At 68.5% G+C, this 15085-nt stretch carries 13 protein-coding genes and 1 pseudogene; 10 read left to right on the top strand and 4 right to left on the bottom strand.

Annotation, left to right across the window (positions count from 1 at the left end):
• Positions 1-54 precede the first annotated feature (54 nt).
• Positions 55-756, top strand: coding sequence for a fumarylacetoacetate hydrolase family protein (locus FWJ24_RS00830; RefSeq protein WP_150285887.1), 702 nt, complete (start codon positions 55-57; stop codon positions 754-756).
• Between the two features lies 1 nt (position 757).
• Here the strand turns inward: FWJ24_RS00830 and ftsY are convergent.
• From ftsY to dapF, 3 genes and pseudogenes are all read right to left on the bottom strand, one after another.
• A pseudogene (gene ftsY / locus FWJ24_RS00825) lies at positions 758-1672 on the bottom strand (signal recognition particle-docking protein FtsY); the annotation flags it as partial.
• A gap of 108 nt (positions 1673-1780) precedes the next feature.
• Positions 1781-3073 (bottom strand): tRNA (N(6)-L-threonylcarbamoyladenosine(37)-C(2))-methylthiotransferase MtaB, encoded by a 1293-nt coding sequence (gene mtaB / locus FWJ24_RS00820; RefSeq protein ID WP_150285885.1) that lies wholly within the window; start codon positions 3071-3073, stop codon positions 1781-1783.
• Positions 3070-3966, bottom strand: a complete 897-nt coding sequence (dapF, locus tag FWJ24_RS00815) for a diaminopimelate epimerase (RefSeq protein ID WP_150285884.1) — start codon at positions 3964-3966, stop codon at positions 3070-3072. The genes mtaB and dapF overlap by 4 nt, the downstream gene beginning before the upstream one ends.
• Positions 3967-4101: 135 nt before the next feature.
• Between dapF and FWJ24_RS00810 the strand changes: the two genes are divergently transcribed.
• From FWJ24_RS00810 to hmgA, 8 genes are all read left to right on the top strand, one after another.
• Entirely contained in the window at positions 4102-5487 is a 1386-nt protein-coding gene (locus tag FWJ24_RS00810) for an esterase-like activity of phytase family protein (RefSeq protein ID WP_150285883.1), read from the top strand.
• 76 nt (positions 5488-5563) lie between these two features.
• Positions 5564-6214: a GyrI-like domain-containing protein gene (locus tag FWJ24_RS00805; RefSeq protein ID WP_150285882.1), complete on the top strand. Its 651-nt coding sequence runs from the start codon at positions 5564-5566 to the stop codon at positions 6212-6214.
• Positions 6215-6436: 222 nt separating this feature from the next.
• Positions 6437-8008, top strand: coding sequence for a signal recognition particle protein (ffh, locus tag FWJ24_RS00800; RefSeq protein WP_150285881.1), 1572 nt, complete (start codon positions 6437-6439; stop codon positions 8006-8008).
• A 37-nt stretch (positions 8009-8045) separates the two neighbouring features.
• Positions 8046-8399, top strand: a complete 354-nt coding sequence (rpsP, locus tag FWJ24_RS00795) for a 30S ribosomal protein S16 (protein ID WP_150285880.1) — start codon at positions 8046-8048, stop codon at positions 8397-8399.
• Between the two features lie 93 nt (positions 8400-8492).
• Positions 8493-9092, top strand: coding sequence for a ribosome maturation factor RimM (gene rimM / locus FWJ24_RS00790; RefSeq protein WP_150285879.1), 600 nt, complete (start codon positions 8493-8495; stop codon positions 9090-9092).
• A gap of 29 nt (positions 9093-9121) precedes the next feature.
• Positions 9122-9808 carry a tRNA (guanosine(37)-N1)-methyltransferase TrmD gene (gene trmD / locus FWJ24_RS00785; protein ID WP_150286606.1) on the top strand — a complete coding sequence of 229 codons (687 nt, stop codon included), beginning with the start codon at positions 9122-9124 and terminating at the stop codon, positions 9806-9808.
• Positions 9809-9901: 93 nt separating this feature from the next.
• On the top strand, positions 9902-10282 hold the full coding sequence (gene rplS / locus FWJ24_RS00780) for a 50S ribosomal protein L19 (protein ID WP_150285878.1): 381 nt from the start codon (positions 9902-9904) through the stop codon (positions 10280-10282).
• 260 nt (positions 10283-10542) lie between these two features.
• On the top strand, positions 10543-11892 hold the full coding sequence (gene hmgA / locus FWJ24_RS00775; protein ID WP_246155518.1) for a homogentisate 1,2-dioxygenase: 1350 nt from the start codon (positions 10543-10545) through the stop codon (positions 11890-11892).
• A 21-nt stretch (positions 11893-11913) separates the two neighbouring features.
• Here the strand turns inward: hmgA and FWJ24_RS00770 are convergent, their stop codons facing one another.
• A complete protein-coding gene (locus tag FWJ24_RS00770; RefSeq protein ID WP_150285876.1) occupies positions 11914-13344 on the bottom strand; it encodes a helix-turn-helix domain-containing protein in 1431 nt (476 codons plus the stop codon).
• 152 nt (positions 13345-13496) lie between these two features.
• On the opposite strand from FWJ24_RS00770, the gene FWJ24_RS00765 reads away from it, so the two are divergent.
• Entirely contained in the window at positions 13497-15026 is a 1530-nt protein-coding gene (locus tag FWJ24_RS00765) for an acyl-CoA carboxylase subunit beta (protein ID WP_150285875.1), read from the top strand.
• Positions 15027-15085 lie beyond the last annotated feature (59 nt).

The raw sequence follows: 15085 nt of genomic DNA, 5'->3' as shown, positions 1-15085 counted from the left end.
CGCCGATCAGGCGCTTAAACGCTTCGCGCGCGCCTCTCAACTCCGGAATTTGTCATGCACGCTCCCGCCATTCCAGTCCTCGAGCCGCGTCCCACCCTTGCCGTGGCAGAGAGTACGGCGCGCTTTCCCGTGCGCCGGGCCTTCTGCATCGGCCGGAACTATGCCGCCCATGCCCGCGAGATGGGCCATGATCCCGACCGCGAACCGCCGTTCTTCTTCATGAAGGGCGCGGAGGCGATCGTGCCGGTCGAGGCCGGAATCGAGACGCCGATCGCCTATCCGCCGGGCACCTCGGATTACCACCACGAGGCCGAGCTGGTCGTGGCGCTCGCCAGGGGCGGCCGCGACATTCCCGAGGCGCAGGCCATGGCCTGCGTATTCGGGTATGCCGCCGGGCTCGACATGACCCGGCGCGACCGCCAGGCCGAGGCGAAGACGCTCGGCCGCCCCTGGGAAATCGGCAAGGCGGCGGATCAATCCGGCCCCGTCGGCCCGCTGGTTCCGGCCGCCGCCGCGCCCGACCCGGCAGCCCGCATCCGGCTGTTCGTGGATGGCAGCGCGCGGCAGGATTCGGTGCTCGGCGCGATGATCTGGTCGATCCCCGAGCAGATCGCCATCCTGTCGCGCTTTTTCGAGCTGAAGCCCGGCGACCTGATCTTCACCGGGACGCCGGAGGGGGTTTCGGCGGTCGCGCGCGGCCAGACGATCCGCGTCGAGATCGACGGCGTCACGCCCATCGCCGTGCGCCTGGTCTAGCTCAGCCCTCGTCGAGCCCGGCGATCGCCCGGGCGAAATCCCGCGCCGCGAAGGGTTCGAGATCGTCGATCCCTTCGCCGACGCCGATGAAATGCACCGGCAGGCCGAATTTCGCCGCCAGAGCCACGAGGATGCCGCCGCGCGCGGTGCCGTCGAGCTTGGTCATCACGAGGCCGGTCACGCCGGCGATCTGGCGAAACGCCTCCACCTGGCTGATCGCGTTCTGGCCGACGGTCGCGTCGAGCACCAGCAGCACGGCGTGCGGCGCCGCAGCGTCGAGCTTGCGGATCGCCCGCACCATCTTGGCGAGTTCATCCATCAGCCCCTGCTTGTTCTGGAGCCGGCCAGCAGTATCGATCAGCAGGACATCCGTCTCCGCCCTGCGGGCCTGATCCAGCGCGTCGAAGGCGAGCCCCGCCGCATCCGCGCCCTGGTCGCGGGCGACGAAGCCGGCACCGGTCCGCTCCGCCCAGACGCGGAGCTGGTCGATCGCCGCCGCCCGGAACGTATCGCCGGCCGCGAGCGTCACCGAACGGCCCTCGCCGCGGAATTTCGCCGCAAGCTTGCCGATCGTCGTCGTCTTGCCGGACCCGTTCACGCCGACCATGAGGATCACGAAAGGCTTGCGGGCCGCATCGATCTCCAGCGGCTGCGCCACCGGCGCCAGCGCCTTCTCGACCTCGGCGGCCAGGGCCGCCTTGACCTCCTCCGGGCTCACCGCGCGGTCGAACCGGTCGCGGCCGATCGCCGCGACGATCCGCCCCGCGACCTCGACGCCGAGATCGGCCTGGATCAGCACGTCCTCGAGATCCTGGAGGGTGTCGGCGTCGAGCTTGCGCGTGGTGAAGATGGCGGTGATGCCGGCGCCGATCTGCGAGGCCGTGCGGCCGAGGCCGAGGCTCAGCCGCTTCCACCACGACAATCGAACCGCCGGGGCTTGTTCCGCCGGCGCCGGCGCCTCTTCGCGGCCGCGGCCGAAGAGCCGCCCGAGAAGGCCGGGCTGTTTCGTCTCGTCGCTCATCGCCTACTCCGCCGCGATCGTCAGGCCGGACGAGGCCGGCGCGCCAACGAGCACCCGCCCGTCATGCCCCGTGATGCGGATCGGGACGAGCGACCCCGGTTCCGCCGCACCGGCGATGCGCACGGGGGTGAAATCATCAAGCCGGCCGAGGCCGTCGCGCTCGACCAGCGCCATCCCCGCAGAACCGACCCGCGCGTCGAGATGCCGCCGCAACGCCGCTTCGCCCGCGGCGCGAAGCCGGGCGGCGCGAGCCTTGATCTCGGCCCTGCCCACCTGCGGCATGCGCGCGGCCGGGGTTCCGGGCCGCGGCGAATAGGGAAAGACGTGCAGGAAGGCGAGCCCGCATTCCTCGACGAGACGCAGCGTGTTCGTGAACATCGCCTCGGTTTCGGTCGGGAACCCGGCGATGAGATCGGCACCGAACGCGAAATCCGGCCGCGCCGCGCGCAGTTCCGCGCAGAAGCGGATCGAATCTGCGCGGCTGTGGCGCCGCTTCATGCGCTTGAGGATCAGGTCATCCCCCGCCTGGAGCGAGAGATGCAGATGCGGCATCACCCGCGGCTCGGATTTCAGCAGCGCGACGAGACGCGGATCGGCCTCGATCGAATCGATCGATGAGATCCGGAGCCGGGCGAGATCCGGCACATGCTTGAGGATCGCCTCGGCAAGATGGCCGAGTGTCGGCGCGCCGGGGAGATCGGCGCCGTAGGAGGTGAGGTCCACACCCGTCAGCACAACCTCGCGATACCCGCCGGCGACAAGCCGGCGCACCTGCTCGACCACGCCCCCCATCGGCACCGAGCGCGAATTGCCGCGCCCATAGGGAATGATGCAGAAGGTGCAGCGATGGTCGCAGCCGTTCTGCACCTGCACGAAGGCGCGGGCGCGGCCCTCGAACCCGTCGATCAGGTGGCCTGCCGTCTCGCGCACGCTCATGATGTCGTTGACGACGACGCGCTCGGCCGCCGCGACGCCAAGCCCCGCCGGGCGGACAAGGCCGGTCCAGGTCTCGGGGCTGAGCTTCACGTCGTTGCCGATCACCTGCTCGACCTCGGCCATCGCCGCGAAGGTCTCCGGCTCGGTCTGGGCCGCGCAGCCGGTGACGACGATGCGCGCCTCCGGCCGCTCGCGCTTCAGGCGCCGGATCGTCTGCCGCGCCTGCCGCACCGCTTCCGCCGTGACCGCGCAAGTATTGACGATCACGAGATCCTCGTGGCCGGCGGCGCGTGCGGCCTTGCGCATCGCCTCGCTCTCGAAGGTGTTGAGCCGGCAGCCGAGGGTGACGACCTCGCTCATGCCGCCGCCTCCGGCAGGATCAGCAGTGCCGGATCGAGCGTGCCGGTGAAGCTGGTCGCGACCGGCCCCGTCATCAGCACGCTGCCGGCCCCGCCGCGCGCGATGGTCAGCACGCCGCCGGGCAGCAGGATGCGCACAGGCCCTTCCGGAACGAGGCCGAGCCGCCAGGCCGCAACCGCGACCGCGCAGGCGGCCGTGCCGCAGGCGAGCGTCGCCCCGGCGGCCCGCTCCCAGACGCGGACGCGCAACGCATCCGGCCCGGCGCGGCTTGCGAGCGAGACATTCGCCTTCTCGGGGAACAGCGGATGCGTCTCCAGCGCCGGCCCGATCCGCGCGAGTTCGAAGGCGTCGCAATCCTCGACGAAGAACACCGCGTGCGGATTGCCCATGTTCACCGCCGAAAACCAGCCCGGCAGGGCGGGGTCGATGCCCGCCGCATCGATTGCAACACGCGCGGTGTCCGCGCCGGCCCCGGCAAGGGGAATCTCGCCCCAGCCGAGCCGGGGCGCACCCATATCGACCGTGACGACGCCCTCCGCCAATGTGGCCCGAAGCAGGCCGGCCCGTGTCTCGATGATCGCCTGCGCCCGGCCCGCCTCCGCGGCCAGCAGCCAGGCGATGCAGCGCGTGGCGTTGCCGCAGGCCCCAACCTCGCCACCATCGGGGTTGAAGATGCGCATGCGGGCATCGGCGCGGTCCGAGGGTTCGAGCAGGATCAACTGGTCGCAGCCGACACCGAGGCGGCGATCGGCGATCCGGCCGAGCAGGGCCGGCGAAGCGGGGAAGGCGTGCCCGCGCGCGTCGATCACGACGAAATCATTGCCGAGACCGTGCATCTTCCGGAACGGGATCGGCGTAACAGGAGCGGGGAATGGATCGCGCGCGGCAATCATGGCTCGGGCCTTCGATTTGTAAAACAGGGACTTGTCTTGCTTTCGCCGCGCATGCGAATAGCGGTATAGCGGGTTCCGGCAACGGGGGAAACGTTCTCAAGCGTTTTCGACCCAAGAGGTAGGCGCAAGAGATCGATGCGGCGCGAGATCGCGGTTCCGGCACCCCGCCTGACGGGCATTCGCGCGCGGCGCGCCCTCGCGGCCGGATTCGCGGGTCTGTGCCTGTGCGCCGCCCGGGCCCAGGATACGCCGCCGCCGGAAACGCCGCCGCTCCGCGCGCTCGCGACACCGATCCAGATCGCCAATCTTCCGCTCGGCGTCGTCACCTTCCCCAACGGCAAGGCGATCAACCTCTCGGTGGCGATGGGCTCCGCCGCCTTCCGCCAGCCCGGCGATGCGCAGGGGCGGATCTGGCTGCTGACCGATCGCGGCCCCGCCATCGCGTGCGAGGAGGCCAAGCGCGTCATCGGGCTCGAACCCGAGCAGATCTGCAACGGCGACCGCGGCGGCCGGATCAACCCGCTGCCCGGCTTCGTGCCCTCGATCTATGGTGTCGATATCGGCACGGACAACGTGGCGCGGATCAATGTCTTCATTCCGCTCAAGGGGCGTTCCGGCAAGCCGGTCTCCGGCCGCCCCGGCCCGATCAGCCCGCCCGGCAGGCCGGAGCCCGTCTACGGAATCGACGGAAAGCCGCTGCCGCTCGATCCTTCGGGCGTCGATCCGGAGGGTTTTGCGCGCCTGCAGGACGGCACCTTCTGGATCGCCGAGGAATTCGGCCCCTCGCTCCTCGAGGTCGGGCCGGACGGCGCGATCCGCCGCCGCCTCGTCCCGGCCGGGGCCCAGGCCGATTTCAAGGATGCCGATTACGAGATCTTCCCGGTGCTGCCAGCAATCCTGCGCCAGCGCCTGCCCGGCCGCGGCCTCGAAGGCCTGGCCCTCGCGCCTGACGAGCGGCATCTCTTCGTCGCGATGCAATCGCCGCTTGCCAATCCCGATCCCGATGCGGCCCGCGCCTCCCGCCATGTCCGGATCTGGAAGATCGAGCGCGAGACCGGCCGCGTCGCGGGGCAATATCTCTACGAACTCGACGAGGCTTCCGCCTTCCGCGCCGATGCCGAACTGGCGCGCGACCGGAACCAGCTTCAGGCGGGCATCACCGAAATCGTCGCCCTGGCCGAGAACCGCCTCCTCATCGTCGAACGCATCGACCGGACGGCGCGCCTCTTCACGGTCGAACTCGGCGATTCCGCGCTTGTGCCGCCGGATCTCGACCTGCCCGAGACCCGCCCGACGCTGGAGCAGCTCGGCCGCGAGGTCCTGCGCGAGCGCGGACTATCCCCGCTTGCGAAGGAATTGGTGCTCGATACCGACACGATTCCCGGCCTGCCGGGCCGCATCGAGGCGGTCGCGGTCACCGCCCAGGACGAAGTGATCATCGTCAACGACAACGATTTCGCGATCGACGGCGTGCGCACGCAGATGTTTCGGGTTACATTGCCGCGCCCCGTCCTGCGCTAGGCGCGCAGGCGGCGGAACGGCGGTCAGGGAAGCGGCCATGGCGGAAGAACGGCGTTGCATCGCAGGATTGGCCGGCTTGCGGGGTCTCGTGCTCGCCGCGCTGATCGCCAGCGGCACGACAAGCCTCGCGCAGACCCCGCCCGCGCCGGCCGTGGCGGCGCCAGCCGCCCCGGCTGCTCCTTCTCCCGCCGCTCCCCCGGCGGCGGGTGCTGAACCGCCACCGCCGGTCGCCGGCGAAGGCAGCCGGGCCGGCAATGACGGCCTCGCCGGCGAGATCGGCGAGATCGCCGCCCGCCCGGTCCTGCGGCTCAGGGGGCAGAGCAGCTGGGACGACGGCTTCACGGCGCTGAAACAGGCGATCGCCCGGCTCGATTCCGAGGTGAAGCGGCTCGGCCTCGCCGTCGCCGGGCAGCCCATGGCGCATTTCATCGACAGCGACGATCTCGGCTTCACCTACGAGGCGATGCTGCCGCTGGCGGCGCCCGCATCCGCCGGCACGGCGCTGGAAGCCGGGTTCGAGGCCGGACAATCCCCCGCCGGGCGCGCCATCAGCTTCCCGCATGAAGGCGCCTATGACGAGATCGACACCGCCTACGAGGCGATCACCGCCTATCTCGACGAGAAGAACCTCGTCTCCACCGGCACCTTCCTCGAGGAATACGCCTTCATTCCCGAGAAGAGCGACGATCCCGGCCTGAAGCTGAAGATCGTGGTGTTCCTGAAATAGCCGGGCACCGCGCCACCTTTCTTGACCTGTCGCGCCTTTTCGCCTAAGGGACCGCCTCCAATCTGGTGCGATCGATCCGATCCGCCGACCGGGGCCCCGGCCCCGGAGGTCCACGCCCGGCAGCGCGATGCGCCCCCGGGCGCGTTCGTGCTTGGAGGGGCATGTCCGAAGGGGCGTGCCTGTAAAACCGCCCGCCGCGCTGCGGCTCAATTGGGGACCGAGATGTTCGAAGGCCTTTCGAACCGCCTGTCCGGCATTCTCGACACGCTGACGCGCCGCGGTGCGCTGCGCGAGGCCGATGTCGCCGAGGCGATGCGCGAGGTCCGCCGGGCGCTGCTCGAGGCGGATGTCGCGCTCGATGTCGTGCGCGATTTCACCGACAAGGTCCGCGCCCGCGCGGTGGGCGTCGAGGTGGTGAAATCGGTCACGCCGGGCCAGATGGTCGTCAAGATCGTCCATGACGAGCTGGTCGCGACCCTCGGCTCCGATGCCGCACCGATCGACCTCCAGGCGACCCCGCCGGTCGGCATCCTGATGGTCGGCCTTCAGGGCTCCGGCAAGACGACCACCACCGCCAAGATCGCGAAACGCCTCGCCGCGCGCGAGCGCAAGAAGATCCTGATGGCCTCGCTCGATACGCGCCGTCCGGCCGCGATGGAGCAGCTTGCCGTGCTTGGCCGCGACAACGGGATCGACGTCCTCCCCATCGTGGCGGGGCAGAACGCGATCGAGATCGCCCGGCGCGCCGAGCAGGCCGCGCGGCTCGGCGGCTACGATGTCGTGCTGTTCGACACCGCCGGCCGCGTGACGCTCGATGACGAACTGATGGAGGAGGTCGTCCGCGTCCGCGATGCCGTGAATCCGCACGAAATCCTGCTGGTGGCGGACAGCCTCACCGGCCAGGACGCGGTGAACACCGCCCGCGCCTTCGATGGCCGCGTCGGCATCACCGGCATCGTGCTCACGCGCGTCGACGGCGACGGCCGCGGCGGCGCCGCGCTCTCGATGCGCGCGGTGACCGGCAAGCCGATCAAGCTGATCGGCACGGGCGAGAAGATGGACGCCCTCGAGGATTTCCATCCCGCACGCATCGCCAACCGCATCCTCGGCATGGGCGACATCGTCAGCCTCGTCGAGAAGGCCGCCGCCTCGATCGACCAGGAAAAAGCCCTGGCGATGGCCGAGAAGATGCGCAAGGGCCGCTTCGATCTCGAGGATCTGCGCGATCAGCTCCGGCAGATGGAGAAGCTCGGCGGGCTTGGCGGGCTGATGGGCATGCTGCCGGGTGTCGGCAAGGCCAAGGGCCAGATGGAGGCCGCCGGCATCAACGACCGGATGCTGGCGCGGCAGGTGGCGATCATCAATTCCATGACCCCGGCCGAGCGACGCAACCCGGATCTCCTCAAGCACAGCCGCAAGAAGCGCATCGCCGCCGGCTCCGGCACCAGCGCGGAGGAGATCAACAAGCTCCTCAAGCTGCATCGCGGCATGGCGGACATGATGAAGGCGGTCGGCAAGGGCGGGCGTGGGCCGATGGCCGGCCTCGCGAACATGTTCGGCCTGGGCGGAGGATTTCCGGGCGGAGGATTGCCGGACCCCTCGAAGCTGCCCCCGGCCGGCGGCGTCTCGCCCGATGCCCTCGCCGAGGCGCAGAAGCAGATCGAGAAGCTCTCGGGGCCCGGCGGCGCCAAGCTGCCGCCCGGCCTGCCCGGCCTCGGCAAGCCGGGGCTTCCCGGCCTCGGCGGTGGCGGCCTGCCGGGCCTCGGCGGCTTCAACCCGTTCAGAAAGAAATGATGTCGTATCCGGAACAGAGCAAACACAGGAGTACCCCATGCCTCTGAAGATCCGTCTTGCGCGCGGCGGCGCCAAGAAGCGCCCCGTCTATCGCATCGTCGTCGCGGATGCCCGCGCCCCCCGCGATGGCCGCTTCATCGAGAAGCTCGGCACCTACAACCCGATGCTGGCCAAGGATTCGGCCGAGCGCGTGGTGCTCGACATCGAAAAGGCCAAGGAATGGATCGCCAAGGGCGCGCAGCCGACCGATCGCGTGCTCCGCTTCCTCGATGCGGCCGGTGTGCTGAAGCGCGAAGCGCGCAACAACCCGGAAAAGGCCAAGCCCGGCAAGAAGATGGAAGAGCGCGCCGCCGAACGGGCCAAGAAGGCCGGCGAAGCGGCGGCCGAGTAAGGCCGGCGTCATCACAAAAGAGATGCGGCGCGGCCGCACGCCCTGCGCTGCCGGATGGGAGATGCAATGGCAAAGCCCCGCCGCCCGAAGCCCATGCCCACGCTCCCGCCGCCCGAGCGGCGGGTGGTGCTGGCCGTGATCGGCGCGCCGCACGGCGTGCGCGGCGAATGCCGCGTGAAGAGCTTCACCGCCGATCCGCTCGCGATCGACGATTACGGCCCGCTCTTCGCCGCCGATGGCCGCATGTTCGAGATCGAGGCCGGCCGCCTCCTCAAGGACGACATGCTTGTCGTCCGCTTCGCCGGCATCACGGATCGCGACCGGGCGAGGACTCTCACCGGCACCGAACTCTTCGTGGATCGGGCGATGCTGCCCGAGCCCGAGGAGGAGGAATTCTACCATTCGGACCTGATCGGCCTTGCGGTCGTGGATCAGGCCGGCGACGGCCTCGGCCGCATCGCCGCCGTGCATGATTTCGGCGCCGGCGACATCCTGGAGATCCGCCCGGAGGCCGGCGGCGCCACCTGGCTGCTGCCCTTCACCAGGGCGGCGGCGCCGCGGGTGGACATCGCCGCCGGGCGGATCGTCATCGACCCCGCCTTCCTGATGAAGCCCGAGCCCGCGAAAGACGCCGGCGGTGAAGGGCAGCCCGGGCAGGAGAACGACGATCCGACGCCGGATCCGGCACCGTGACCGGGTTTTCCGCCCTCGTCCTCACGCTGATGCCGGACATGTTCCCCGGCCCGCTCGGCATGTCGCTTGCGGGAGAGGCGCTGAGGCGCGGCCTGTGGCACCTCGCGCTCAAGGATATCCGCGATCATGGCATCGGCCGCCACCGCGCGGTCGACGACACGCCGGCCGGGGGCGGCCCCGGCATGGTCATCCGCGCCGATGTGCTGGCCGCCGCGCTCGATTCGAGCATCGCGCCGGAGGATCCGCGCCCGCGCCTGCTGATGTCGCCGCGCGGCCGGCGCTTCACGCAGGCCGAGGCGCGGCGATTGGCGGCCGGGCCGGGCGTCATCCTCGTCTGCGGCCGCTTCGAGGGCATCGACGAACGGGTGATCGAAGCACGCGGCCTCGAGGAGGTCTCGATCGGCGATTACGTGCTCTCCGGCGGCGAGCCCGCCGCGCAGGTGGTGCTCGACGCGGTGATCCGGCTCATCCCCGGCGTGATGGGCGGCGCGGGATCGGATCTCGAGGAAAGCCACGAGCAGGGCCTGCTCGAATACCCGCATTACACGCGCCCCCGCGCCTGGGAGGGCCGCACGATCCCCGAGATCCTGCTCTCGGGAAACCACGCGGAGATCGCGCGCTGGCGCCGGGCCGAGGCCGAGCGGATCACGCGGGAACGGCGGCCCGACCTGCCGGGACCGGATCGCGCGGCGAAAAAACCCGGCCGCGATGCGTGACAAGCCCGGCATTCTCGTGTATGGCCCGCGCCTCAACTCAGAACAGCGTTCCGAAGCGCTCGCCGCCTCAGGCGAAACGGAAAGGTCTTTGTCATGGATATCATCGCGACCCTCGAGAAAGAGGAAGCCGAGCGCGTCATCGCCGGCAAGACGATCCCCGATTTCCAGCCGGGCGACACCGTCATCGTCAATGTGAAGGTCAAGGAAGGCGAGCGCAGCCGCGTCCAGGCCTATGAGGGCGTGTGCATCGCACGCAATGGCGGCGGGCTCAACGAGAGCTTCACCGTGCGCAAGATCTCCTATGGCGAGGGCGTGGAGCGTGTCTTCCCGCTCTATTCGCCGAATATCGATTCGATCAAGCTCGTGCGCCGCGGCAAGGTCCGCCGCGCAAAGCTCTATTACCTGCGCGATCGCCGCGGCAAGTCGGCCCGCATCGCCGAGCGCACCGACCGCAAGGACGGCGCCGGCAAGTAAGCCGGGTCAGACCCGCATTGACCTGTCGGACGATCGGGAAGGGCGGCTCAGGCCGCCCTTTTTCATGCCCGCTTTCGGCATTCCGGGCCCATGGCGATCGCTCATTGGCAAGATGGTTTCACAAGCAACGAATTTCCTTGCCTTGCGGCTCCGTTCTGGCATCCTGCCGGCAGCACAAGGCGGCCAACCCGCCGCCGGCGAGGAAATTCCCTGAGAAACCCCGAGAGACCCCGAGAATCGCCATGAATGTCCACGCGAAAATGGTCGCGGCCGAGGGCGCGAAGACGACAATCGAGCAGAAGCTGCGCTACATGACCGGCTTCGGAAATTCCTTCGAGACCGAGGCATTGCCCGAGGCGCTGCCCGTGGGGCGCAATTCCCCGCAGAAATGCAATTACGGACTTTATGCCGAGCAGCTTTCCGGCTCGCCCTTCACCGCGCCGCGCTCGACCAACGAGCGCTCCTGGCTCTACCGCATCCAGCCGGGCGTGAAGCATCAGGGCCGCTACCGCAAGACCGATCCCGGCATGATCCGGACCGCGCCGAACCGCGAGGAATCGACGCTGCCGATCGGCCAGATGCGCTGGATGCCGATCCCCCTGCCGGACGCGGCGCTGAACTTCCGCACCGGCCTGCACACCATCATCACCGCCGGCGACGCGGAAGGCCAGACCGGCATGGCCGCTCATATTGCGCTCGTCACCGCGAACATGGTTGACGAATATTTCTTCAATGCTGACGGCGAGATGATGATCGTCGCGCAGGAAGGGCGGCTGCGCTTCGCGACCGAATTCGGCGTGATCGAGATCGAGCCCGGCGAGATCTGCGTCATCCCGCGCGGGGTGATCTTCCGCTGCGAACTGGTGGACGGCCCCGCTCGCGCCTATGTCTGCGAGAATTACGGCGGGGCACTCACGCTGCCCGAGCGCGGGCCGATCGGCGCCAATTGCCTCGCGAATGCGCGCGATTTCAAGGCGCCCGTCGCCGCCTACGAGGACCGGCCGGGCAAGGCCGCGCTCTATGTCAAGTGGTGCGGCGACATGTTCGTGACCGATCTCGAGGCCTCGCCCCTCGATGTCGTCGCCTGGCACGGCAATTACTATCCCTACAAATACGATCTGCGCCATTATTCGCCGGTCGGCGCGATCCAGTTCGATCATCCCGATCCGTCGATCTTCACCGTGCTCACCTCGCCCTCCGGCGAGGTCGGCACGGCGAATATCGATTTCGTGATCTTCCCCGAGCGCTGGATGGTGGCGGAGAACACGTTCCGTCCGCCCTGGTATCACCGCAACATCATGAGCGAGTTCATGGGCCTCATCTATGGGGTTTATGACGCCAAGCCCGAAGGCTTCGTGCCCGGCGGCATGAGCCTGCACAACATGATGCTGCCGCATGGCCCCGATGCGCCGGCCTTCGAGAAGGCCTCGAACGAGCCGATGGTGCCGCACAAGCTCGCAGGCACCCTGGCCTTCATGTTCGAGACGCGCCTGCCGCAGCGGCTCACGCATTTCGCGGCAACCCTGCCGACGATCGACGCGAAATATCTCGATTGCTGGGCCGGCCTGAAGCGCCGTTTCGATCCGACGCGCAAGGAGCCGAACTGGTGAGCCGCCGGCCTCGGGGCCAGATCACAGGATATCGTAGGGCAGCGTCGCACGCGCGTCCGGGTCGAGCGTGATCCGGCGCGACAGCGGCGGCGCCGAGCGTTGCGCGCAATCGATGCGCGCGCAGAGCCGGCAATTGATGCCGACCCGCGCAACACCGGTGCGTCCGCGCATGTCGATCCGGTCGGAATAGACGAAATGCTGCGCGTCCGAGATCGCGCAGCCGAGGCCGATAGCATAACGCTGGCCCGGCCCGCCATGGAAGCGCGGCGGCTTCACCACCGATTTCGCGAGGCAGAGATAGCGCATGCCGTCCGGCATCTCGGCCTGCTGGACAAGGATGCGGTCGGGCGTCTCGAACGCCTCGTGCACGTTCCAGAGCGGGCAGGCGCCGCCGAACCGCGCGAACTGGAACCGCGTCGCCGAATGCCGCTTCACGATATTGCCGGCGCGGTCGAGCTTGACGAAATAGACCGGCACGCCGCGCGCGCCGTTGCGCTGGAGCGTCGAGAGCCGGTGGCAGACCTGCTCGAAGCTCGCGCCGAACCGGTGCCCGAGCCGCACAAGATCGTGCCGCGTCCGCTTCGCCTCGGCCGCGAACAGGCCGTAGGGCATCACCAGGGCGGCGGCAAAGTAATTGGTCAGTGCCGCCTGCGCCAGGGCGCGCGCCTCCGGGGTGCGCAGCGTCGCGTGGTTCGCCGCGGCATCGATGGCGCCGCCATGCTCGAGCCGGGCGATCTGGGCGGCGAGATGGAAGCCGCGCGTCGTCGGCTCGAGCGCCGGGTTGAGGCTCAGCACGCGCGACTTGGCATCGAAGATGCGGATGCGCGGATCGTCATCCTGGAGATCGCGGACACGCACGCCGTGCCGGGTCTGGAGAAAGTCGACGAACGGCGCGAGATCGCGCCCGCGCCCGTCGAAGGCGCGCGCGGCGAGGCGCTCGGCCGCAAGATCGAGGTCGTCGATGTAATTGTCGTTGTAGTGGAAGAAGTCGCGCACCACGTCGAAAGGGTGGGCGCTGACATCACGCGGCGTCTCGCCCGGCGCGGCGTCGAACGGGATCGCGGGGTTCGGCACGGGGCCGGCATCGAGCGCGCGCCGGAATGCGGCATGCAGTTCGAGGAAGCGATGCGCGAGCCAGGGCGCCGAAAGCGCGAGCGCCCGGATATCGACATGGCTCGCCTCCTGGCGCGAGAAGACCGGATCGGCCAGCGCCTCGCGCAGATCCGCCGCGAGCCGGTCCGGATCCTCGGACACGAGCTGCCCCGCCTCGGCGCCGAAGAGCTGGCCGAGCCCGTAGAGCACCGCAGCCGAGACCGGGCGCTGGTTGGTTTCCATCTGGCTGAGATAGGCCGTGGAGATCCGGAGCTGCGTCGCGAGATCGGCCTGCGTCATCGCCCGGCTCTCGCGCAGCCGCCGGATCCCGGCCCCGACGAACAATTTGCGATCCCGCATGCCTGATCTTCAATTTGAGCAGTTGCAAATATTTGCTTATCGCCAGTTTACCGGCTTGTCATCCGCGATTTTCGCTGGAAGGACGAAGCATTGCCTGACGCGCCGCTTTATGCGCTCAATCCGAACAAGAACGGGGCTGCGGGGAGACCGGAATGCGCGATATTCTCGAGAAGCTTGAGATCCGGCGCGCGGAGGCGCGTCTCGGCGGCGGCGAGAAGCGCATCGCCGCGCAGCACGAGAAGGGCAAGCTGACCGCGCGCGAGCGCCTCGAATTGCTGCTCGATCATTCGAGCTTCGAGGAATTCGACATGTTCGTCGAGCATCGCTGCGTCGAATTCGGCATGGACCGGCAGCCGAAGATCCCGGGTGACGGCGTGGTGACCGGCTGGGGCACGGTCAACGGCCGCAAGGTCTTCGTCTTCGCCAAGGATTTCACCGTGCTCGGCGGCTCGCTTTCCGAGACCCATGCGGAGAAGGTGAAGAAGGTGCAGGACATGGCGCTCCGGATGCGGGCGCCGATCATCGGCCTGTTCGATTCCGGCGGCGCGCGCATCCAGGAAGGGGTGGCGAGCCTCGCCGGCTATGCCGACATCTTCAAGCGCAACGTGGTCGCGAGCGGCGTCATCCCGCAGATCTCGGTCATCATGGGCCCGTGCGCCGGCGGCGATGTCTATTCCCCGGCCATGACCGATTTCATCTTCATGGTCCGCGACACGTCCTACATGTATGTCACCGGCCCGGATGTGGTGAAGACGGTGACGAACGAGGTCGTTAGCCACGAGGAGCTCGGCGGCGCCTCGGTCCATACGGTGAAATCCTCGATCGCCGACGGTGCCTTCGACAACGATGTCGAGGCGTTGCTCCAGGTGCGGCGTCTGATCGATTTCCTGCCGTCGAACAACCGCGAGGGCGTGCCGGAATGGCCTTCGGCGGACAGCCCGGAGCGTCGCGAGATGAGCCTCGACACGCTCGTGCCGGACAATCCGAACAAGCCCTATGACATGAAGGAATTGATCCTCAAGGTCGTGGACGAAGGCGATTTCTTCGAGATCTCCGAGAAATTCGCCGGCAACATCATCACCGGCTTCGGCCGCATCGAGGGCCGCACGGTGGGCTTCGTCGCCAACCAGCCGATGGTGCTTGCCGGCGTGCTCGATTCGGATGCCAGCCGCAAGGCGGCGCGCTTCGTGCGGTTCTGCGATGCCTTCGAGATCCCGATCGTCACCTTCGTCGATGTGCCCGGCTTCCTGCCCGGCACGGCGCAGGAATATGGCGGGCTCATCAAGCACGGCGCGAAGCTCCTTTTCGCCTACAGTCAGTGCACGGTGCCGCTCGTCACCTGCATCACCCGCAAGGCTTTCGGCGGCGCCTATGACGTGATGGCCTCGAAGCATATCGGCGGTGACGTGAACTACGCCTGGCCCACGGCGCAGATCGCCGTGATGGGCGCCAAGGGCGCGGTGGAGATCATCTTCCGGGGGAAAAGCGCCGAGGAGATCGCCGCGCAGACGAAAGCCTACGAGGATCGTTTCCTCTCGCCCTTCGTCGCCGCCGAACGCGGCTATATCGACGAGGTGATCATGCCGCATTCGACGCGCCCGCGCATCGCCCGCGCGCTCGCCATGCTCAGGACCAAGCAGGTCGAGCAGCCCTGGCGCAAACACGACAACATGCCGCTCTAGTATTTTGCTTTATCGCATTTTCTTCATGCGAGCCGGAATCCACTTCGCTTGAAAATGCT

This window comes from Rhabdaerophilum calidifontis (assembly GCF_008641065.1).
GTDB lineage: Bacteria > Pseudomonadota > Alphaproteobacteria > Rhizobiales > Beijerinckiaceae > Rhabdaerophilum > Rhabdaerophilum calidifontis.
This window is presented reverse-complemented; position numbering and strand designations above follow the sequence as displayed.

Excerpts from the sequence above, each read along its gene's own strand:
- rpsP (WP_150285880.1), top strand. The coding sequence starts at position 8,046 with ATGCCTCTGAAGATCCGTCTTGCGCGCGGCGGCGCCAAGAAGCGCCCC.
- mtaB (WP_150285885.1), bottom strand. The coding sequence starts at position 3,073 with ATGAGCGAGGTCGTCACCCTCGGCTGCCGGCTCAACACCTTCGAGAGC.
- FWJ24_RS00770 (WP_150285876.1), bottom strand. The coding sequence starts at position 13,344 with ATGCGGGATCGCAAATTGTTCGTCGGGGCCGGGATCCGGCGGCTGCGC.
- FWJ24_RS00810 (WP_150285883.1), top strand. The coding sequence starts at position 4,102 with ATGCGGCGCGAGATCGCGGTTCCGGCACCCCGCCTGACGGGCATTCGC.
- rimM (WP_150285879.1), top strand. The coding sequence starts at position 8,493 with ATGCCCACGCTCCCGCCGCCCGAGCGGCGGGTGGTGCTGGCCGTGATC.
- FWJ24_RS00765 (WP_150285875.1), top strand. The coding sequence starts at position 13,497 with ATGCGCGATATTCTCGAGAAGCTTGAGATCCGGCGCGCGGAGGCGCGT.
- hmgA (WP_246155518.1), top strand. The coding sequence starts at position 10,543 with ATGGTCGCGGCCGAGGGCGCGAAGACGACAATCGAGCAGAAGCTGCGC.
- FWJ24_RS00830 (WP_150285887.1), top strand. The coding sequence starts at position 55 with ATGCACGCTCCCGCCATTCCAGTCCTCGAGCCGCGTCCCACCCTTGCC.
- trmD (WP_150286606.1), top strand. The coding sequence starts at position 9,122 with ATGCCGGACATGTTCCCCGGCCCGCTCGGCATGTCGCTTGCGGGAGAG.
- ffh (WP_150285881.1), top strand. The coding sequence starts at position 6,437 with ATGTTCGAAGGCCTTTCGAACCGCCTGTCCGGCATTCTCGACACGCTG.
- rplS (WP_150285878.1), top strand. The coding sequence starts at position 9,902 with ATGGATATCATCGCGACCCTCGAGAAAGAGGAAGCCGAGCGCGTCATC.
- dapF (WP_150285884.1), bottom strand. The coding sequence starts at position 3,966 with ATGATTGCCGCGCGCGATCCATTCCCCGCTCCTGTTACGCCGATCCCG.